Genomic DNA, 20,543 nt, shown 5'->3' with positions numbered 1-20,543 from the left:
ACCATTTAATGTACTTCCTTAAAAGATATAGTCTTTTGAAAGCTTTTAGAGGAAATCTTCTATTTTAGGTAAAAAAAAGGCATAAATGGACAAAAATTATTGAAAGCTATAAAAGTCATGTAGGATCTTATGCTTTACTATTTTCCACAAAGGAAAAGGACTACAAGAGAAGGGAGGGAATCTAGTGATTCAGGTTATTTTGTTGCTTTCGTCTATGCTGATCTTTCAAGCAGGAAATGAAATGGAGACGGAAAAGATAGCTGGTACGAATCATTTACAAGTTACAGTAGTAGATGAACAATCAGAAAATCCGATATTCAAGGATATAGTAGCGAGTGGGAAAAAGGGAGTATACCTGGTTACAGGCCAGGTAAATCTTGAAAAAGATGAGTTCTTCTATACGGTGGAGGACGGTCATAATGAGTATATTTCGGAAACACCAGTAAAAGTAAGTTCTAACGGTCCGACCGGGAATTCATTCGAATTGGCGGTTACCATACCAGCTGAGAAGTTGCCCCAAAATGGTACGCTTATATTAAACCTATATGAAAAAAGCAAATCTGGACAAATCCTTAATAACTTTCCAGTTGTGTTAGAAACGTTCAATAACAAACAAAGCTGACAAATTTCTGTCAGCTTTGTTTGTTGCTAAGGTGGATATTATTTTGTGATTAAGACAAGCCACCAGAGATGTTTTATTGTAATCCTTCTAACTCTTTTTGTAGATCCTGGAGTTGCTCTTTTTCAGCAGTAGAAGAATTGGCGTAAGCAGATGATAGTGCATTTTTTGCTTGGGAGATAACTACTGGTTGTTCCCCAGGTTCGCAATTTTTAGCCAAGTCGACAAATTTCCGCGCATCTTGGAACAATCTGTTACCCATAACTATATTCCTCCAAGTGAAGATTCTTTCACATTGCTCATTTTATATGCTTCAGCTTCAGCATATGTCATGTGATAAGGGATACGTTCATCATGTTTCGAAACCGTGTCTACACCTTGCTGTACAAAACGTTTCGATTTGTTACGTTTACCCATTCGAATCCCCTCCAAAAAGAGTTTTGAAGCTTTCGTGAGCTTCATTCTATAGTATGTTCTTTTCTGGAAAGAATAAAATGGTAAAAATTAGCGGTTTTATATTGCTTTTAAATTTAATAAATCGTTTAAATAATGGCCAATTCCATCTTCCTCATTGGATAGAGTGACCTCATTGGCTACGTTTTTCACTTCTTCAATTCCATTCCCCATTGCAACGCCGCGACCAGCAAATTCAAGCATTTCCAAATCATTATCTTCATCACCAAAAGCAATCACTCTTTCCGGTGGGATGTGATAATAATCGGAAGCACGCTTTAATCCAATCGCTTTATTAAGACCATTTTTGATGATTTCAATGATAGGGAAAGGAGCACCCCAGCTACGATGTTCAATCACTTCTGCATGTACGTCAGATAAATGCTGGCGAATTATTTTCACTTGTTCTTCAGTTGAATGGATTAACATACTTGTCGGGGAGGCATTCAAAAACTCCCGCAAATCACCGGTTGTTATATGTGGATTACCAAAGCCGAATATATCAAGAAGCTTCTCATCATGATAATGAAAGTAGACATCGTCAATCACTTCAGCAATAATATTATGGAAGTGGAAAGAATTACAAGCTTCTACAATATCTTTTGCCACGGAAATGTCAAGAGGGGAATGATGTATACCCCAATTTGTATCTTTAGGGTGGTGTATAAAAGCTCCGTTAAAATTGACAATCGGTGTGTCTAATTCAAGCTCTCGATAATACATTTCTGAAGAACGGAAGGGTCTCCCTGTTGCGATCATGACAACATGACCAGCTTCTTTTGCTTTATTTAATACCTGTTTTGTTTTATATGAGATTGTTTTATCATCTTTTAATAATGTACCGTCTAAATCAAGTGCAATTAAATGTTTTTTTGCCATTTTAACTCCCCTTTTTGATTGTGATTCGGTTATTTAACAGTGTAATCCTTTTGGAAAACAAAAGTCCACATGTTACACTTAAGTAATAAAAGTTTTTAAACATAGTATCTTACATATGCATTCAGTTGAATCAATCTTTTTGTTTATAATGGACGATATATCTATCTTAAAATGATTTTGTAAACAGCTTAATCTTTCATTGTAAAATTTTTATTATCTTTCAATGGATTGGGGGATTTTGATTTTGATTTTAGTTGAAAATAAGCATATCGATCGTATTCCTGTTTTACATTTAGCAGAGAAGAATCATTTTGATGAGAAACTTCCTTTTGTCTTATTTGCTCACGGTTTTTCAAGTGCGAAAGAGCATAATCTTCATTATGCATACCTTCTTGCTGAAAGAGGTTTTCGTGTTGTATTACCGGAAGCTGCTTATCATGGAGAAAGACAATCTGGCTTAAGTTCGGAACAGTTAGCCATGCATTTTTGGGAAATTATTCTACAATCCATTGATGAATTAGATTTAATACGGCAATCGTTTCAAGAAAATCATTTAATCGACTCTAGGCGAATCGGCTTAGTGGGTACATCAATGGGTGGAATGGTTACACTAGGCTCATTAACGCGTTATAAATGGATTAAAGCAGCTGTAAGTTTAATGGGCATGCCTTATTATGAAAAGTATGCTCTTTGGCAAATAGAAGAACTGAAAAAGCGTGGGGGTGAGTTGCCTTTAAAAAAGGAAAAAATAGCTGAGTTACTTGGTAAATTGGAAGTTGTTGATCTAAGCAAGCAGCCTGAGAAACTTGAACAACGACCTCTTCTTTTTTGGCATGGAAAACAGGATCCCATTGTCCCGTTTTCTTATACGTATGATTTTTATGAAACGATTAAACCTCTTTATAAAGATATACCAGAAAAGTTGCATTTTATTACGGATGAAAAGTCAGGTCATAAAGTGAGCAGAGATGGGTTATTGAAGACAGTTGAATGGTTTGATCGGTATCTTGCTTAGGGATTATGATAGAAATGGGTGCGGAACGTTTTCAGTATGACTAGATTTCTGTTACGATGGATAAGTCACAATATTTTAGCAAGGAGTTGAGCAAAAATGGATCAAGATTTAAAAGATAGTATTATGGGCGCTTTGGAGCTTGTAGAAGACCCTGAAATTGGGATTGATATTGTTAATCTAGGTTTAGTATATGATACGAAAATAGATGAAGAAGGTGTTGTTACAATTGATATGACCTTAACTTCAATGGGATGCCCGCTTGCAGGTGAGATCGTGGAACAAGTGAAGTCGGCATTAAGCGATATCCCAGAGGTCAAGGATACAATCGTAAACATTGTTTGGAACCCACCATGGTCAAAAGATATGATGTCTAGATATGCAAAAATTGCCTTAGGAATTAAGTAAGTTAGAAGAGCAACTCGTAACAGGTAAAATCAGTGGAATGGATCATTTCATTGATCTAGCAACTAAATATGAAGTAGTAACCATCTCATAACCGGCAGAAGATTGCCGGTTATTTTTATTAATAAGGCTGTGTTAAAGGTTATGGCTGATAAATGTTCGTTGGTGTATGTGGCATGTGTTTTATTCAGAATGGATCAAGGGGAAAATTTTAAATTATGAATATTCTTCCTATAATTACGGATAATACTCAATTTAATTCTATAAATATGCTAATAAATGGTTCTGAAATTCGTTAATGTGAGTAACCTCACTATATTGAATAATAAAGTTCTTTATAATGTTAATAAGGAAATCTTCAATAATGATTATTTGCTAAGAAATAATGGGAGGGGTACGAACCGTGTTTAATAGAGATTTTAATAAAAATCCATTTATTGTCATTTGGGAATTAACGAGAGCCTGTCAGCTCCATTGTTTACATTGCCGTGCAGAAGCACAACATTTGAGGGATCCAAGAGAATTAACATTTTCAGAAGGAAAGAAATTGATCGATCAAATATATGAAATGAATAATCCAATGCTCGTTTTTACGGGTGGAGATCCATTAATGAGAGAAGATGTTTTTGAGATTGCGTCCTACGCGGTTCAAAAGGGTATTCGTGTGTCTATGACCCCAAGTGCAACGCCAAATGTGACAAAAGAAGCGATTGAAAAAGCAAAAGCAGTAGGACTATCACGATGGGCATTTAGCTTAGATGGGCATAATGCTGAAATTCATGATCACTTTCGAGGGACAGAGGGTTCATTTGATTTAACAATGGAGCGAATACAGTATTTACATGAGCTTGAAATCCCTATTCAAATTAATACTGTGATTTCGCGTTATAATGTAGATTATTTAGAGGAAATGGCCGCATTAGTTAAAAAATTAGATTGTGTACTTTGGAGTGTGTTTTTTCTTGTCCCGACTGGAAGAGGTTCGGAAAAAGATATGATTTCTCCTGTCGAGCATGAACAAGTATTTACATGGTTATATCAATTAAGTAAAACGGTATCATTTGATATTAAAACGACAGCAGCGCAGCATTATCGCCGTGTCGTGATTCAACAGAAAAAAAGAGAAGTGAAACAGCAGTCTGAGAGCATTCAATATTTGGATGCACTAACACAAAAAGGCCTTACAGGTTCAATTGATGGCTTAGGTAGAGCACCAAAAGGGGTAAATGATGGAAATGGCTTTATCTTTATTTCTCATATTGGAGACGTTTACCCGAGTGGTCTTCTACCAATTAAGGTAGGCAATGTTCGTGAGCACCCGCTTGCTGATATTTATCGTGAATCACCTGTTTTACAAGATTTACGAAATCCGGATAAGTATAAAGGGAAATGTGGAGTTTGTGAATTTAGGAATGTTTGTGGTGGATCGAGGTCACGTGCCTATGCTATAACAGGTGATTACATGGAAAGTGAGCCATTCTGTGTATATATACCAAAGGCGTTAAGGAAGAAGTAAGATAGTAGCGTCGAACGCTTTTCTTTTCTTAGGGGTCCTCGCTGTAGTAAACTATTAACAATAGTAGCAATAAGTTTGTCTTCACTGCTTAGGATGTGAGATAATTAATTTTATTCAATGGTTTGAGCTGTTACAATAATGCAAGGACTCTTTAAGGGGAGGTTGAACACTAAAATGGATACACGCAAGGTTAAAGATAAATTAAATCGGCCTCTAAGAGATCTACGTATATCTGTTATTGACCGTTGTAACTTTCGTTGCCAATATTGTATGCCAGCAGATCTTTTTGGACCTGATTTTGTTTTTTTGCCAAAAAGTGAGTTGCTTTCATATGAGGAAATTGAAAGGTTAGCACATATTTTTGTGGGACTTGGTGTGGAGAAAATTCGCTTAACGGGTGGAGAGCCTTTATTACGAAAAGATCTTCCTATCCTAGTAAAAAAAATAGCCTCAATTAAAGAATTAAAGGATATTGGTTTAACAACAAATGGGATATTATTACCAAAATATGCTCATGAATTAAAGGCAGCTGGATTGCAGCGTGTAAATATCAGTTTAGATACGTTAAATGATGAATTATTTGGGCAAATTAACGGTCGTGGTGTCGGTACAGAGCCTGTTCTTGATGGCATAAAAGCTGCAAGAGAAGCAGGCCTTGGCGTAAAAATAAATATGGTTGTGAAAAAAGGTCTTAATGATTCTGAAATTATTCCGATGGCCCAATTTTGTAAAGATAATGGGCTCCAACTTCGTTTTATTGAGTATATGGATGTGGGGAGTACAAACGGTTGGAAAATGGATGAAGTTATAACAAAAAAGGAAATTTACTCCATTTTAAACAAAAAGTTTTCATTGCAGCCAGTTGATCCGGATTATTATGGAGAAGTGGCAAAACGTTATAAATATGAAGATAACGAGGTTGAAGTTGGTTTTATCACATCTGTTTCTGAATCTTTTTGTTCAAGTTGTACGCGCTCACGTCTCTCGGCTAATGGGCAAATGTTCACTTGCCTCTTTAACGGAAATGGACATGATATTCGTGACTTTATGAGAACGGGTGTAAGTGATGAAGAGATCACTGAGCGGATTACTAGCATTTGGGAAGGTCGCAGTGATCGTTATTCTGATGAACGAACAGCTGAAACGGCTGCAAATCGTAAAAAAATTGAAATGTCTTATATTGGCGGATAAAAAAACTCCTTTTAGGGGTTTTTTATTTATCGGAAATAAAGTTCTCTAAATAATAAAACCAGCTATGAATTATTCTCATAGCTGGTTTAATGCTCAAATGTAACGAGGAAATAAAATATTATTTTCTAAATGTACATGCATGAATGTGTGTGCTTCTAACATTTCAAGACGTTTATAGACTAAGCGATAGGTTCCGCATGCATCAAGTGGTGGTGTAAAGTCTCCTGTGATTTCACGCAGTTCTTTTAAAATATTTCCAGCATGATCGTGCTCTTTTTCTAGTTCACGAATGGCTTCGATAATCTCAGCTTTATTTTCAATCTCTGGGTTAGCTTCAAGTGCTAAAATATAAGGGAAGCTCATTGCTTCTTCTTTTGCTGTGTGTTCAAGTAGCTCTTGCTTTAACTCGTAAAACAGTTTGAATACTTGTAGCAGTTCAGGATGGTTATCACCATGAACTTTTGAAACCTTTGTTACATATGGACTTAACTGTGTCAGTTCTTCCTCAAGTGGGCGATGATATTGTTCGATCACATGTTGTATGATTTCTTCTGATGTACTGTTTGTCCAAACATCCATATTATCACTTTGATCTGATTTTTCATAAACAGCGATAAGCTCATTCATCAGTTCGTCGAGATTAACGTCATTTTCAATAGCTGCTGTTTGAATGGGAGTATTCCCTCCACAACAAAAGTCAATCCGGTATTTTTTAAACACATCACTTGTTTTAGGTACTTCATTCACGATATCTCTTACTAAGCTTGTATTTGAAAAAGGTATAGTAGTCATTTTATATCCTCCTAAAGTTGTTGTATGAACTAATACATTAAGCATATACGAATTAGGTTTTTAATAAGGTGACATAAATCACAGCTCGAAAGATATAAATATTTTTTTAAAAGGTGACGTGAATCATTACAAAGAGAAGAGATTATTGTTATATTGAAAGAAAAGGTTAAGGACGGTCCTACTATATGTTACAGAAAAGTAAACAAATAAAAACGTTAGAAGCTGAAAAAGAAATTCTTCAGGATGAGTTAAATAAAGTTCGACATCAATTAGATCAGAAGGATGAAGAAGTATCGTTATTTGTAAAGAATCTACAGGAACAGTTGCTAACAACCATTGAGCAGCATGAAACGGTGAACGGACAGCATGGTCAATTAGGAGGCTTAGTAGGTACAATAAAACGGCATTTTGAGAAGGCCAGTGAATTGGTCCATGAATCTGTACAATGTGCCACTATAATGGATCAGGGTGGAGAAGAACTGATTACATCTGCTAGAGTGATGGGAATAAAAGGGGAGGAAAGTAGAAATACTGTGAGCAAAATGGAGGAGAATATTACAACGCTCGGTAAAACAATGGAAGTGAATGTACGCTTAATAAAAACAGTAGGGGAAGAATCAATGGAAATAGATCGAATTGTTCACTTGATTAAAGGAATTGCTGAGCAAACGAATTTACTTGCTCTTAATGCAAGTATTGAGGCTGCTAGAGCAGGTGAGCATGGAAAAGGGTTTTCCGTTGTTGCAGAAAAAGTAAGAGATTTAGCAGAAGAGACGGCAGAAAGTACAAAAGGGATTATGGATTTGACTAGTCATTTTCAGCAGGATATTAAAGCAGCGATCAATAGTAATCAACAATGCTTTGATCTTGTTCATTCTAGTATTAACTTAAGCTCTCAAACGACAGAGAAAATAAATGAAATGGAACAAGAAATGCTTAACGTTCAAAATCAAGTGCAAAATGTACGTCAGATTATCATGCAACAAAATCATTACTGTAAGGATACACTTAAAGAAATCAATCGAACAAATGCAATTTTTCAAGAAGTAAATAACTTAATTGTTCATCATATAGAAGCAGCACAGGTGGTCGATTTAAAACTTGAAACAGGTGTAGATGCATTAAAAAAACAGATGAATTAAAGAAAGCTTTTAAGTAGTAAGAAGTCTTATCATACTTTGAATATTAAACGGTTAGCAATTAGGATGGTTAGACGTTATGATTATATTAATTCATTGTAAGTAAACAGGAGTTGATGAAATGCTAGAAAAAAGAACCCCGCTTCCAATTGAAGAGGCTGTAAGTAAAATCATGAAATATGGAGTCGTTGGTAGTACTGAATATATATCCATTAATGACAGCTTTGGACGGTACTTATCAGACGAATTAGTTGCGACCAATAACGTTCCCCCATTTGATAAATCACCTTACGATGGGTTTGCTGTTCGATCAGTTGATACGAAAGAGGCGTCTCTATCCAACCCGGTAGAATTTGAAGTAATTGACCATATTGGAGCAGGGGTCGTGAGTAGTAAAACATTGGGTTCTTTTCAGGCCATAAGAATTATGACGGGTGCTCAAATGCCTGTAGGTAGTGATGCGGTTGTTATGCTTGAATTAGCAAAAACAACTGAACGTGATGAAAAACACTATATGACGATCAAGCGCTCTTATAATAAAGGGGATAATATTTCGTACTGTGGAGAAGATGCAAGGGAAGGAGATATTCTCGTTCCAAAAGGTACTTTCATTAATCCAGGCATCCAGGCAATGCTGGCAACATTTGGGTATGCAAAAGTACCTGTTGCGAGAAAACCGATCGTTGGTCTTTTTGCTACAGGCACCGAATTGTTAGAAGTGGGTGATCCGCTCGAACCAGGAAAAATTCGGAATAGTAACTCGCATATGATCATGGCGCAAATTGAACGAGCAGGGGCTGAAGTGAGATTTTTTGGAAATCTCCCGGATGAGCTAGATACCTGCTTTGAATCTATTTCTAAAGCCATACCTCAAGTTGATCTATTAATCACGACAGGTGGGGTGTCTGTTGGAGATTTTGATTTGTTACCAGACATTTATGAAAAGCTAGGTGCTGAAATATTATTTAATAAAGTCGCGATGCGTCCTGGAAGTGTAACAACGGTAGCTCAATATAAGGGAAAGCTTCTATTTGGTCTCTCAGGAAATCCATCCGCTTGTTATGTTGGCTTTGAGTTATTTGCTCGACCGATTATTAGAATAAGGCTTTTTTCTGATAAGCCACATCTGAGAAAGGAAAAAGCGATTCTACAAGAGGATTTTCCAAAAGCCAATCCATTTACTCGTTTTGTTAGAAGTGCTTTATCGGTTTTAGATGGTCGTCTAGTTGTAGAACCAAGTGGGTTAGATAAATCCAATGTTGTTATGAGTCTTTCTGGTGCTAATTCATTTATCATTTTACCTGGTGGGACAAGAGGATTTACATCAGGCGAAGAGGTTGATGTATTATTGCTGGAAGATAAAATTGGGAGCACATGGCCTTGGTAAAACCGTTTGTCTTTCAAATTGTCGGTTACCAAAATAGTGGAAAAACGACATTTATGAATACACTATTAGCTCAATTAAAGTTAAAAGGGTTAAAAGTGGTAACGATAAAGCATCATGGACATGGAGGGAAACCGACTGTTAGTAAAGAAAAGGATTCTGCCAGCCATATTCGGGCTGGTGCAGTTGCGTCTCTCGTTGAAGGTGGAGGACGACTGATTCTACAAGTTGAGAATATGGACTGGTCATTAGAGGATAAACTTAGGTTTATATCTGAGCTTAAACCAGACTTAATTATTGTCGAAGGGCATAAGTATGAAAGGTATCCTAAATTAGTCTTTATTCGAAACGAGGATGACCAGCATCTTCTCCATGAATTGGATAGGATTGAACTCATACTGTATCAAGAACCATTAGAAGCAGATGAAAATGTTCAATCCTTTCAGCGAAATGATCAAAAAGCAGTTCAATGGTTAATGAATTATTTCCATGATCAAATGGAAAATTAAAAAAGAAACCCTGTTCGTTTGATTCAAATAGGGTTTCTCTAGTCATTACTCAATATTACATATATCAATTGGACAGTTTTCACAGTTAATCTCTTCTTTTAAGTAGTTAAGGTCATGGATGGTGATAATTCCTTTATGAACGGATAAGGCATCGTTTTTTCGTAATTCACTTAGCATACGGTTGACAACTTCTCTAGATGTACCGCAAAAATTAGCTAATTCTTGGTTGGTCATTGGCAAGTCAATCATAATACCAGTATCTGTTTGTTTACCATAACTATTAGAGAGGCGAATGAGAGTGGAATATAGTGCCCCTTTTTTTCCATTAAGGACAAGGTCACGGAATTTTGTTTGTGCTTTTCGATTTTGTAGGCTTTCCCATTTCATGAATTCTAGGGCGAGTGCACTATCCATTTCAAGTCGTCTTTCTAGCTCATCTTTATAAATAACGGCTACTTCTCCACTTTCAATGACCTTTGCATTTAGTATATATTTTGATGCAGGACAGAACATGGATAATTCTCCGATTAATTCTCCTGTAGAGCATAATCTTAAGGTGAGCTCACGACCATCTGGTGTCATTTTACTAATTTGTATTTTGCCGCTTTGAATAATGAAAACCTCTTTTGCTTCCATGCCTTCCTGATATAAAAAAGTTCCTTTTTGGACTTGACGAATATGTTGAACAGATTGTAGTAATTGTTCAAAGTTTGAAGAAAGTTTTGTTAATGGTTGCATGTAATAACCACCTTTTACTATATAGACAGTAGTTCATGGAACGTATCTATTAATTATTAGGAATATGTTAAAAAATTTTCTAATAAGAAAGGAATACAACAAATAGTATTATTTATGAGGAATGATATGCTTTATCTATCAATCCCTCCATGTTATATTAGAAAAATTCAATATATTCGCAGATGATAGTGACTTAAAGATAAAGGTTGCATATCTGCTATTTCGCTATAATACTATCATTATATTGTTAACGCCGTAAAGTTGTAATAAAAAAAATGATTGCTTTTATAGAGTGGAATTTTTATAATGAGAGAAACGTATCTTATAAATATTAAATATAATGATTAAATATTCATTAACCATTACGCGGAGGTGGAAGGAAATGAAGGTTGCAGTAATAGGAACGACAGGGTATGGTGGAGTTGAATTACTACGGATTCTGCATACACACCCTGCTTTTCAGATTCAGTCCATCCACTCGACAAGAGGAGAAGCGCCGATTTGGGAGGAATATCCTCATTTATTTGCCATTAATAATCAGGTGCTTGAGGGTATTCAGCCAAAGGAAATAGCAGAAAAAGCAGATATTGTATTTTTGGCGACACCATCGGGTGTATCAGGACAGCTTGCAACTCAATTTGCCGAGTTAAATATAAAAGTGATTGACTTATCAGGAGACTTACGATTGAAGAATCCTGATGAATATACAAAATGGTATAAACATGAAGCAGCTCCACAGAATGTGATCAATAAAGCTGTTTATGGATTAACAGAATGGAATCGAGAAAAAATTTCGAACGCCGAATGGATTTCCAATCCTGGATGTTATTCAACCGCTTCATTGCTTGGATTGGCGCCAGTTGTAAAGGGAAATCTGGTAGATCCGACATCGATTATTATTGATGCAAAGTCCGGAACTTCAGGAGCGGGAAGAAAGCCATCAAGAATGAATATGCATGCTGAAATGAGCGAGAATTTTAAAATATATAAAGTAAATGAACATCAACATATTCCAGAGATTGAACAGCAACTTAAAGTTTGGAATGAGGAAATAAAACCAATTACATTTTCAACACATTTATTGCCGATTGCAAGAGGAATTATGGCAACGATCTATGTTCAATTACAGAAAGATATGAGTCAATCTGAATTATATGAGCTTTACCAAGAACATTATCAGAATGCTCCATTTGTAAGGGTTCGACCAGAGGGGTATTATCCATCAGTCAAAGAAGTATGTGGATCTAATTATTGTGACATCGGCTTGCATCTTGATGAAAGAACGGGTAGGCTGACGATTGTATCTGTCATTGATAACTTAATGAAGGGTGCTGCCGGTCAGGCAGTTCAAAATGCAAACATCATGAATGGACTTGATGAAAAAACAGGACTTGATTTCATCCCTATGTATCCATAAAAGGAGGAACCACTTGTGCAGGCAGTTTCAAATAAAATGATTAAAGAAATAAAGAATGGCGGTATATTATCTCCCAAAGGTTTTTTAGCGGATGGAGTAGAGGCCGGGTTTAAACAGTCAAATAAAGATGTTGGTTTAATTATAAGTGAAGTACCAGCAAATTGTGCCGCTGTTTATACAACGAATCAGTTTCAGGCTGCACCAATAAAAGTAAGTCAAGATAGTATTTCTCAAGAAGGACGTATTCAAGCTGTTATCGTGAACAGTGGCTGTGCAAATGCCTGTACAGGTGAACAAGGACTTCAGGATGCGTATGAGACAAGAAAGTTGATCTCTCAAAAGTTTAATATTGACGAACATTTAGTAGCAGTAGCTTCAACAGGTACGATTGGTGTCAATCTATCCATGGAGAAAATAATAAAAGGGATTGAACAATTAAATCCTAGTAATGGTGCTGAGGATGCAGTTGCTTTTCAAACATCTATTTTAACGACGGATATTGTGATGAAAACTTGTTGCTACTCTGCAGAAATAAATGGAAAGACCGTTACAATGGGTGGAACAGCAAAAGGGTCAGGAATGATTCATCCTAATATGGCGACCATGCTTGGCTTTATTACAACAGATGTCAATGTTGACCAGGACGTACTTCAAACAGCATTAAGAGAAGTGACAGAAAAGTCGTTTAACCAAATAACGGTTGATGGGGATACTTCAACAAATGATACTGTTTTTGTGTTAGCAAACGGAAAAGCTGAGAATGATTCTTTGACTAAGGATCATCCAGATTGGCCCGTATTCGTAAAAATGTTGCAGCTGACGAGTGAAAGTCTTGCCAAGCAAATTGCGAAGGATGGCGAAGGAGCTACAAAACTAATTGAAGTCGAAGTAAAAGGTGCCAAAAATGAATTAGATGCAAGAATGATGGCGAAGCAAATTGTTGGTTCAAATTTAGTGAAAACGGCAGTTTATGGTGCGGATGCCAATTGGGGAAGAATTATTAGTGCGATTGGCCAAACAAGTGCGTTTGTGAATCCTGACAATGTTGATATTTCAATTGGATCTATTGAAATGTTAAAAAACAGTGTGCCTGTTGCTTTTTCAGAAGAAGTAGCGCTTCAATATTTAAAAGGGGATTTTATTCAAATATTTGTTGATTTACATTGTGGAGAAGCAGTAGGAAAGGCCTGGGGTTGCGACTTATCCTACGATTATATAAAAATTAATGCTAGCTATCGGACATAGGGGAGATCATGTATGAAAAAGATTGTAATTAAATGTGGAGGCAGTATTCTTGATGAATTAACTTCTGACTTTTTTTCATCATTGAAGCATTTACAGGAACATGGATATCAATTGATTTTTGTCCATGGTGGTGGTCCGGATATTAACAAAATGCTCTCCATGTATCAAGTAGAACCTGAATTTTATAATGGCTTACGAAAAACAACTGACAAGACACTTGAAGTTGTTGAACTCGTCCTCTCAGGACAAACGAACCGCAAGCTCGTTCAAAAATTAACAGAAAATGGATTTCAGACAATTGGCTTAAACGGAAGTGATGGCGGTTGTTTGCAGGCTGACTTCATTGATCAAGAGTCATTAGGATTTGTCGGTGAAATTACAGAAGTGAATGATAGGCTCATTACGATTCTTTTACAAGAGGGACTTATTCCAGTTGTTACACCTATTGCAGTCAATAAGAGCGGACAAAAATTGAATATCAATGCCGACTATGCAGCGGCAGCGGTTGCCAATGCTGTGGCTGCTGAACAATGTATATTTGTAACCGATGTAGCAGGAATTATGATAGGTGGAAAAGTTGCTGATCAGGTAGAGAAAAAAGAGGTTGAACACTATATTGAAGATGGTACTATATACGGAGGAATGATCCCAAAGGTAACTTCAGCCTTGTCAGCCCTTGATAAAGGACTGTCTAGTGTAATGATCGTGTCTGGAAAAACACCGTTTTTTAACGGTGAAGAATGGAAGGGTACAAAAATTATCGGAAAAGAGTGAGGAATCATGAGTAATCTGTTTCCAACATATAGTAGGTGGGAAATTGAGCCTGATTGGGCAGAAGGAAGTTTTCTATATGGAAAAGACGGAAATAAATATTTAGATTTTACATCAGGTATCGGAGTTTGTAACCTCGGACATCGTCCTAAAGTGGTAGAAGAAGCAGTCCAAGAACAACTTAAAAAGTTTTGGCATGTATCTAACTTATTTCCAGTTGAAAACCAAGAGGTAGCAGCTGGTAAATTAGCAGCGGCAGCGGAAATGGATGTCGTCTTTTTTGCAAACAGTGGTGCAGAAGCAAATGAAGCGGCAATCAAACTAGCAAGAAAAGCAACAGGTCGTAAAAAAATCATTACTTTTTATCAATCATTTCATGGTCGTACTTTTGCAACCATGTCTGCTACAGGTCAAGAGAAAATCAAACAAGGTTTTGGTCCAATGCTCGAAACCTTCACATATGTTCCATATAATGATCTCCAAGCTTTAAAATCGGAAATGAGTGACGAAGTAGCAGCTGTCATGCTAGAAGTCATTCAGGGCGAAGGAGGCATCCACCCAGCTAGTGAGGAGTTTTTAAAGGGTGTTGAATCCTTGTGTAAACAGTATGGATCATTGTTCATCATTGATGAGATTCAGACTGGTATCGGAAGGACTGGAAAACCATTTGCTTTTCAACATTATGGATTGAAGCCCGATATTGTTTCTGTTGCCAAAGGATTGGGAAGTGGCTTTCCGATCGGTGCTATTATCGGAAAAAGCAACTTAGAGAATGTGCTTAGTCCAGGAAGCCATGGTACGACATTTGGTGGAAATCCAATTGCCGTTGCATCAGCAATTGCGACAATGAATACTATTTTTCAAGAAAGTTTTCAAACAGAGGTACAGGAAAAAGCTAACTTTTTAAAGAATACTCTAGAAGAGAAGTTATTGGAGTTGCCCAATGTAAAGGAAATCAGAGGAATTGGTTTCATGATTGGAATTGAAGTGAATGGAAATGTACCGGACATTCTGAAAAGCTTAAGATCCGGTGGTTTGATCGCTCTTTCAGCTGGTGAAAAGGTCATTCGATTATTGCCTCCACTAACGTCAACAAAAGAAGAATTGGACGCAGGGATCGGAATCATTCAGAGCGTGTTAAAAAAATATATTAGATCAGCCGTCTAGGCTGAATATTTTTTCGATTGACTGTATAAATATTAGTCTAGTAAAATAAATATACAATATTCATGGGGTGTGAGCGATGAAAGGATATTTACAGCTGAACAGTGGGGATTGTTTTCAAGGCCAATGGCTGACAAGTACACCTCCTAATGATATCAAAGGTGAAATTGTATTTTTTACCGGAATGACTGGATATCAGGAAGTACTAACAGATCCATCTTATAAAGGTCAAATTATTGTCTTTACCTATCCACTAATTGGAAATTATGGAATTAATGAAATGAATTTTGAAAGTAAGAAACCTCATGTGGCCGGTGTTATTGTTTATGAAGCAAAACAAATGGCCTATCATTATGAAGCAAAATATACATTAGTGGATTATTTGGAAAAATGGGGAATTCCTATGCTCGGTTCTGTTGATACAAGGGCAGTGGTGAAGAAAATTCGTAGTGAGGGTACAATGCCTGCAGTATTATCAAATACGACGGTCACAGGGGAACAAAGCTTTGAGTTGTTAGAGGATAAAAAAGTGAGCAAAGTGACAGTCTCTAAACCTGAAAGTTATGGAAGTGGAGATCATCATATTGTTTTATTGGATTACGGAACCAAAAAGTCAATTATAAGCAGTTTAGTAAAACGCGGTTGTAAAGTGACTGTTGTTCCCTACCAGACGTCATATGAAGAGATCCAAATGTTGAAGCCAGATGGAATCTTACTTTCTAATGGTCCAGGAGATCCAAAAGACATACAACCAATACTGTCAACAGTGAAGCAGTTGATTAAGCAATATCCTACATTAGGGATATGCCTAGGACATCAACTAGCAGCCTTAGCACTTGGAGCAAATACAGAAAAATTAGCTTTTGGACATCGAGGAGCCAATCATCCTATTGTCGATTTAAAGACGAGAAAAGTATTTATGTCTTCTCAAAACCATAGCTACGTGGTTGATCAAAATACGCTAGAAGATACTGGGTTGATATTAAGGTTCTCTAATCTTCATGATCAGTCTGTTGAAGGACTTGTCCATGAATTTTATCCATTACAAACGGTCCAATTTCATCCAGAAGCAAATCCTGGACCAACTGAAAGCGAATATATTTTTGATGAATTTATCGAAACAGTAAAAGCAAACAATGGGAGAGTATTTGCATATGCCTAAAGACACAACGATCCATTCCATCCTTGTTATTGGCTCCGGGCCGATTGTCATCGGTCAGGCAGCCGAATTTGATTATGCGGGAACACAAGCTTGTATGTCTCTAAAAGAAGATGGCTACGAGGTGATCCTAGTCAATGATAATCCAGCAACGATTATGACGGATCACAGTTTCGCTGATCGAATTTATTTTGAGCCGTTAACGGTTGATGTATTAGAAAAAATTATCGCAAAGGAAAAACCAGATGGTCTACTCGCTACACTAGGTGGTCAGACTGGATTAAATTTGGCTTTTCAGTTACATGAAAATGGAATACTAACGAAATATGGGGTGAAATTGCTCGGTAGTTCAATTGAATCAATCAAAAAAGGGGAAGATCGGGAAGCTTTCCGTCAATTAATGCATGAACTAAATGAACCTGTTCCAGAAAGCAGAATTGTACATGAATTGAATGAAGCTCTTGATTTTGCACAAATTATTGGATTTCCGATCATTGTTCGCCCTGCCTATACTTTAGGTGGAACAGGCGGGGGAATTGCTGACTCAATGGAAGAACTGACAAAATTAGTGTCAGGTGGGTTAAAAGAAAGTGCCATTAATCAATGTTTGATCGAAAAAAGTATTGCAGGATTTAAAGAAGTTGAATATGAGGTTATGCGAGATGCTAACAATACCTGTATTACGATCTGTAATATGGAGAATATTGACCCTGTCGGGATCCACACAGGTGATTCTATTGTGGTTGCTCCATCGCAAACCCTTACGGACCAAGAATATCAAATGCTGCGTGCAGCATCGATTAAGATTATTTCGGCATTAGAGATTATCGGTGGCTGCAATATTCAATTTGCACTTGACCCGAATAGTAAGCAATATTATTTAATCGAAGTGAATCCGAGGGTGAGTCGTTCATCAGCACTTGCTTCAAAAGCCACTGGGTATCCGATTGCCCGTATGGCAGCAAAATTATCGACTGGATATTTATTAAATGAAATTATTAATCCTGTTACAGGAGATACGTTTGCAAGTTTTGAACCTGCGCTTGATTATGTGGTTGCAAAGATTCCAAAATGGCCGTTTGATAAATTTCCTTCTCTTGACCGTAAACTAGGTACGCAAATGAAAGCAACAGGAGAAGTTATGGGAATTGATCGTACTTTAGAACGTGCTCTATTAAAAGCCATTCATTCACTTGAAATAGACGTTCATGACTTAAAGCTTCCAGCTTTGGCACAGTTAAGTTTGGATGATTTAAAAAAGGCTGTACTTGAGCAAACAGATAAGCGTTTCTTTTTGTTATTGGAGCTTTTGAGAAGAGGAGTAACGATTGAAGAGCTACATGAACAAACGAAAATTGATTTATTTTTCCTTCATTGCTTTAAAATGATGGTTGAGCAAGAACAGGAAATTTCTCGTTCATCGCTTAACACAGTCACAATGGATCAACTTCAAATTTGGAAAGAAAAAGGCTTCAGTGACCAATTTATTGCTTCGGAGTGGAATGTAGAAGAGCAGGATATTCGGAATAAAAGAAAAGAATGGTCCATTCAGCCTGTTTACAAGATGGTTGATACTTGTGCAGCTGAGTTTGAGGCGAAGTCAAATTACTACTATTCGAGTTATTTTGGTGAAAACGAGCAAATTCCGAGCAGTAAAAGAAAAGTAGCTATTATAGGCAGTGGTCCAATTCGAATTGGGCAAGGAATTGAATTTGATTATTGCTCTGTACATGGCGTACTTGCTTTAAAAAAGGAAAATGTAGAAACGATCTTAATTAATAATAATCCGGAAACGGTTAGTACGGATTTTGCTACAGCTGACCGCTTATATTTTGAACCACTGATTTTAGAAACCATCTTGAATGTAATTGAGAGTGAAGGTATTTCAGAAGTCATTGTCCAGCTTGGCGGACAAACGGCTCTTAATTTAGCTAAACAATTAGAGCAGTATGGTGTAACGATTCTTGGTACAAATTCACAGACGATTGATGTTCTAGAGGATCGTGATTTGTTCTATCAATTACTTGATGATCTGCAAATTCCTCGTATTCAAGGTGATATGGCAAATGATTCTAACCAGATACAAAGTTTAGTGGAGAAAATCGGTTTCCCTGTATTGATTAGACCGTCATATGTCATTGGTGGAAAAGGGATGGAGATCATTAAAAATGAAGAGGATCTAGTTTCTTATTTACAGACCGACGATATTCCTTATCCTGTTCTTATCGATCAATTTATGCAGGCTTCTGAGGCGGAACTTGATCTTGTAGCTGATGGTGAAAATATTTGTGTACCAACTATGATGGAACATATTGAAAGAACAGGCGTTCATTCTGGTGACAGTCTTTCTGTTTTACCTCCTCAAACATTAACAGTAGATGCAAAAGTAAAAATGAAACAATATGCAGAAAAAATAGTTAGAAAACTAGGTTATAAAGGACTTATGAATATTCAATATATCGTAAACGGAGAGGATGTTTATCTCCTTGAAGTAAATCCGCGTGCAAGCCGTACAGTTCCGATTGTTAGTAAAGTAACGGGAGTTCCACTCGTGCAATTAGCGACAAAAATATTACTTGGGAAATATTCCTTGTCGAAAAATGAGATCGAAAGTAAAGTGGATATTCCTTACGTTTGTGTGAAATATCCCGTATTCTCAAACTATGCATTAAAAGGTCTTGATTCAAAATTAAGTCCGGAAATGCGATCAACTGGTGAAGGTATTTCCATTGCAGGAAGCTTACAAGAGGCTTTACGTAAAGCATTCCATGTTGCATTGAAGAAAAAGGGTGGAAAGACAATTGTCGTAAGTACATTTGATGAACTTGAACACATAAGTGGGCTTGCAACTCAATCCGGTGTACAATTAGTATTGTCAGAAGATGTAGAAACCATGTTGCGTGACCAAGATACGGTTGCCTACTATAATCCAGACGGAAATGATGAAGACAAAAGACTTCGTTCGGTAGCGACAATAAGCCGAGTCATTACGTTTACGGAAAAAGAAAGCCTAGAAGCTTTCATATCAGCTCTAGCTATAAAAGACTTTAGTGTTAATTCGATTGAAGAATGGCACAATATGATGAAAGAGGACGTGAGTGCATTATGACATCAGTTGAAACAACCATTTTAGAGCAAGACCTAAATTTAAAAGGAAAGGATTTCTTAACATTAGCTGATTTTAGTTCAGAAGAAATTCTAGGGTTATTAGCGAAAGCGAGAAAAATAAAAGAACTGCACTTAGCAGGGGAAGAATACACTCCATTAAAAGGAAAGAATTTAGGGATGATATTTGAAAAGTCTTCAACAAGAACTCGTGTTTCTTTTGAAGCTGGAATGCTCCAATTAGGTGGGAACGCTCTTTTTCTAAGTAGCAATGATTTACAAATTGGTAGAGGCGAACCAATTTCCGATACAGCACAAGTATTGTCACAATATTTGGATGGAATTATGATCCGCACATTTGAACATGAAAAAGTAGAAGAACTTGCGAAGTATGCTACGATTCCAGTCATTAATGGATTAACGGATACATTCCACCCTTGTCAAATTCTGGCTGACTTATTGACGATTCAAGAGCTTAAAGGAGAGCTTAAAGGATTGAAAATGGCCTATATCGGTGATGGTAATAATGTTACTCATTCACTCATGATCGGTGCTGCCAAAGTGGGACTCAACATTTCAATTGCTTCACCAACAGGATATAAGCCTGATGAAAAAGTTGTGAAAATGGTGGAAGAGTTTGCTAAGGAAAGTGGAGCTGAAATTGTGATAACAGAGGATCCAGTTGAAGCGGTAAATGGGGCTGATGTTATTTATACAGATGTATGGGCGAGTATGGGTCAAGAAGAAGAAAATGAAGTTCGTTTTAAAGCATTTGCTTCCACCTATCAAGTAAATGAAGAGCTTGTAAAGCATGCGAAGAGCAACTATACTTTCTTACATTGTTTACCAGCTCATCGTGGTGAAGAGGTAAGTGCTGAAGTGATCGATGGAAGCCACTCTGCTGTTTTCCAAGAAGCCGGAAACAGACTACACGCACAAAAAGCACTGCTGGCAGAATTATTATAATTTGAAATGTCGAGGTGGCTTGACTAGGCGGAGCGCAGACTAAGATCGTTACATTCGAATGTCTTCGTTCGGTGTGAAG

Annotated in this window: 20 protein-coding genes; 15 read left to right on the top strand and 5 right to left on the bottom strand. The window is 36.9% G+C overall.

Annotated features, from left to right (window positions below):
• Positions 1–184 precede the first annotated feature (184 nt).
• Complete coding sequence (locus JMM81_RS05055) at positions 185–622, top strand: intracellular proteinase inhibitor (RefSeq protein WP_256240441.1); 438 nt, start codon at positions 185–187, stop codon at positions 620–622.
• Positions 623–695: 73 nt separating this feature from the next.
• Here JMM81_RS05055 and JMM81_RS05050 read toward each other — a convergent pair whose 3' ends face one another.
• The 3 genes from JMM81_RS05050 to JMM81_RS05040 all read right to left on the bottom strand — a co-directional run bounded on the left by JMM81_RS05050 (position 696) and on the right by JMM81_RS05040 (position 1,951).
• Positions 696–881 carry a DUF3813 domain-containing protein gene (locus tag JMM81_RS05050; RefSeq protein WP_256240440.1) on the bottom strand — a complete coding sequence of 62 codons (186 nt, stop codon included), beginning with the start codon at positions 879–881 and terminating at the stop codon, positions 696–698.
• A gap of 2 nt (positions 882–883) precedes the next feature.
• Complete coding sequence (locus tag JMM81_RS05045; RefSeq protein WP_256240439.1) at positions 884–1,036, bottom strand: hypothetical protein; 153 nt, start codon at positions 1,034–1,036, stop codon at positions 884–886.
• Between the two features lie 96 nt (positions 1,037–1,132).
• Positions 1,133–1,951, bottom strand: a complete 819-nt coding sequence (locus JMM81_RS05040) for a Cof-type HAD-IIB family hydrolase (RefSeq protein ID WP_256240438.1) — start codon at positions 1,949–1,951, stop codon at positions 1,133–1,135.
• 244 nt (positions 1,952–2,195) lie between these two features.
• Between JMM81_RS05040 and JMM81_RS05035 the strand changes: the two genes are divergently transcribed.
• From JMM81_RS05035 to moaA, 4 genes are all read left to right on the top strand, one after another.
• Positions 2,196–2,966 (top strand): alpha/beta fold hydrolase, encoded by a 771-nt coding sequence (locus JMM81_RS05035; protein ID WP_256240437.1) that lies wholly within the window; start codon positions 2,196–2,198, stop codon positions 2,964–2,966.
• 96 nt (positions 2,967–3,062) lie between these two features.
• Entirely contained in the window at positions 3,063–3,371 is a 309-nt protein-coding gene (locus JMM81_RS05030) for a metal-sulfur cluster assembly factor (protein WP_256240436.1), read from the top strand.
• Between the two features lie 400 nt (positions 3,372–3,771).
• Positions 3,772–4,884, top strand: coding sequence for a TIGR04053 family radical SAM/SPASM domain-containing protein (locus JMM81_RS05025; protein WP_256240435.1), 1,113 nt, complete (start codon positions 3,772–3,774; stop codon positions 4,882–4,884).
• A gap of 174 nt (positions 4,885–5,058) precedes the next feature.
• On the top strand, positions 5,059–6,075 hold the full coding sequence (moaA, locus tag JMM81_RS05020; protein WP_256240434.1) for a GTP 3',8-cyclase MoaA: 1,017 nt from the start codon (positions 5,059–5,061) through the stop codon (positions 6,073–6,075).
• 93 nt (positions 6,076–6,168) lie between these two features.
• Here the strand turns inward: moaA and ric are convergent, their stop codons facing one another.
• Positions 6,169–6,867 (bottom strand): iron-sulfur cluster repair di-iron protein, encoded by a 699-nt coding sequence (gene ric, locus JMM81_RS05015; protein WP_256240433.1) that lies wholly within the window; start codon positions 6,865–6,867, stop codon positions 6,169–6,171.
• A gap of 185 nt (positions 6,868–7,052) precedes the next feature.
• Here ric and JMM81_RS05010 point away from each other — a divergent pair, with 185 nt between their 5' ends.
• From JMM81_RS05010 to mobB, 3 genes are all read left to right on the top strand, one after another.
• Complete coding sequence (locus tag JMM81_RS05010; RefSeq protein ID WP_256240432.1) at positions 7,053–8,009, top strand: methyl-accepting chemotaxis protein; 957 nt, start codon at positions 7,053–7,055, stop codon at positions 8,007–8,009.
• Between the two features lie 118 nt (positions 8,010–8,127).
• Positions 8,128–9,393 (top strand): molybdopterin molybdotransferase MoeA, encoded by a 1,266-nt coding sequence (locus JMM81_RS05005; protein ID WP_256240431.1) that lies wholly within the window; start codon positions 8,128–8,130, stop codon positions 9,391–9,393.
• Positions 9,387–9,899 (top strand): molybdopterin-guanine dinucleotide biosynthesis protein B, encoded by a 513-nt coding sequence (gene mobB, locus JMM81_RS05000; protein ID WP_256240430.1) that lies wholly within the window; start codon positions 9,387–9,389, stop codon positions 9,897–9,899. Before JMM81_RS05005 ends, mobB begins: the two co-directional genes overlap by 7 nt.
• A 45-nt stretch (positions 9,900–9,944) precedes the next feature.
• On the opposite strand, the gene JMM81_RS04995 is transcribed toward mobB, so the two are convergent.
• Positions 9,945–10,637, bottom strand: coding sequence for a Crp/Fnr family transcriptional regulator (locus tag JMM81_RS04995; protein ID WP_256240429.1), 693 nt, complete (start codon positions 10,635–10,637; stop codon positions 9,945–9,947).
• A 382-nt stretch (positions 10,638–11,019) separates the two neighbouring features.
• On the opposite strand from JMM81_RS04995, the gene argC reads away from it, so the two are divergent.
• The 7 genes from argC (at position 11,020) to argF (ending at position 20,464) form a co-directional block, all read left to right on the top strand.
• Positions 11,020–12,054 (top strand): N-acetyl-gamma-glutamyl-phosphate reductase, encoded by a 1,035-nt coding sequence (gene argC / locus JMM81_RS04990; RefSeq protein WP_256240428.1) that lies wholly within the window; start codon positions 11,020–11,022, stop codon positions 12,052–12,054.
• A 36-nt stretch (positions 12,055–12,090) separates the two neighbouring features.
• Complete coding sequence (argJ, locus tag JMM81_RS04985; protein WP_256240582.1) at positions 12,091–13,299, top strand: bifunctional ornithine acetyltransferase/N-acetylglutamate synthase; 1,209 nt, start codon at positions 12,091–12,093, stop codon at positions 13,297–13,299.
• A gap of 12 nt (positions 13,300–13,311) precedes the next feature.
• Positions 13,312–14,073, top strand: a complete 762-nt coding sequence (gene argB, locus JMM81_RS04980; RefSeq protein WP_256240427.1) for an acetylglutamate kinase — start codon at positions 13,312–13,314, stop codon at positions 14,071–14,073.
• Positions 14,074–14,079: 6 nt separating this feature from the next.
• The gene (locus tag JMM81_RS04975) at positions 14,080–15,237 is read left to right on the top strand and encodes an acetylornithine transaminase (RefSeq protein ID WP_305367708.1); all 1,158 of its coding nucleotides are present in this window, start codon (positions 14,080–14,082) and stop codon (positions 15,235–15,237) included.
• A gap of 76 nt (positions 15,238–15,313) precedes the next feature.
• A complete protein-coding gene (locus tag JMM81_RS04970) occupies positions 15,314–16,396 on the top strand; it encodes a carbamoyl phosphate synthase small subunit (RefSeq protein WP_256240426.1) in 1,083 nt (360 codons plus the stop codon).
• Positions 16,389–19,502 carry a carbamoyl-phosphate synthase (glutamine-hydrolyzing) large subunit gene (locus JMM81_RS04965; protein WP_256240425.1) on the top strand — a complete coding sequence of 1,038 codons (3,114 nt, stop codon included), beginning with the start codon at positions 16,389–16,391 and terminating at the stop codon, positions 19,500–19,502. The genes JMM81_RS04970 and JMM81_RS04965 overlap by 8 nt, the downstream gene beginning before the upstream one ends.
• Entirely contained in the window at positions 19,499–20,464 is a 966-nt protein-coding gene (gene argF, locus JMM81_RS04960) for an ornithine carbamoyltransferase (RefSeq protein WP_256240424.1), read from the top strand. Before JMM81_RS04965 ends, argF begins: the two co-directional genes overlap by 4 nt.
• Positions 20,465–20,543: the final 79 nt, after the last annotated feature.

The organism is Bacillus sp. V3B (assembly GCF_024494465.1).
Lineage (GTDB): Bacteria > Bacillota > Bacilli > Bacillales > Cytobacillaceae > Bacillus_BD.
This window is presented reverse-complemented; position numbering and strand designations above follow the sequence as displayed.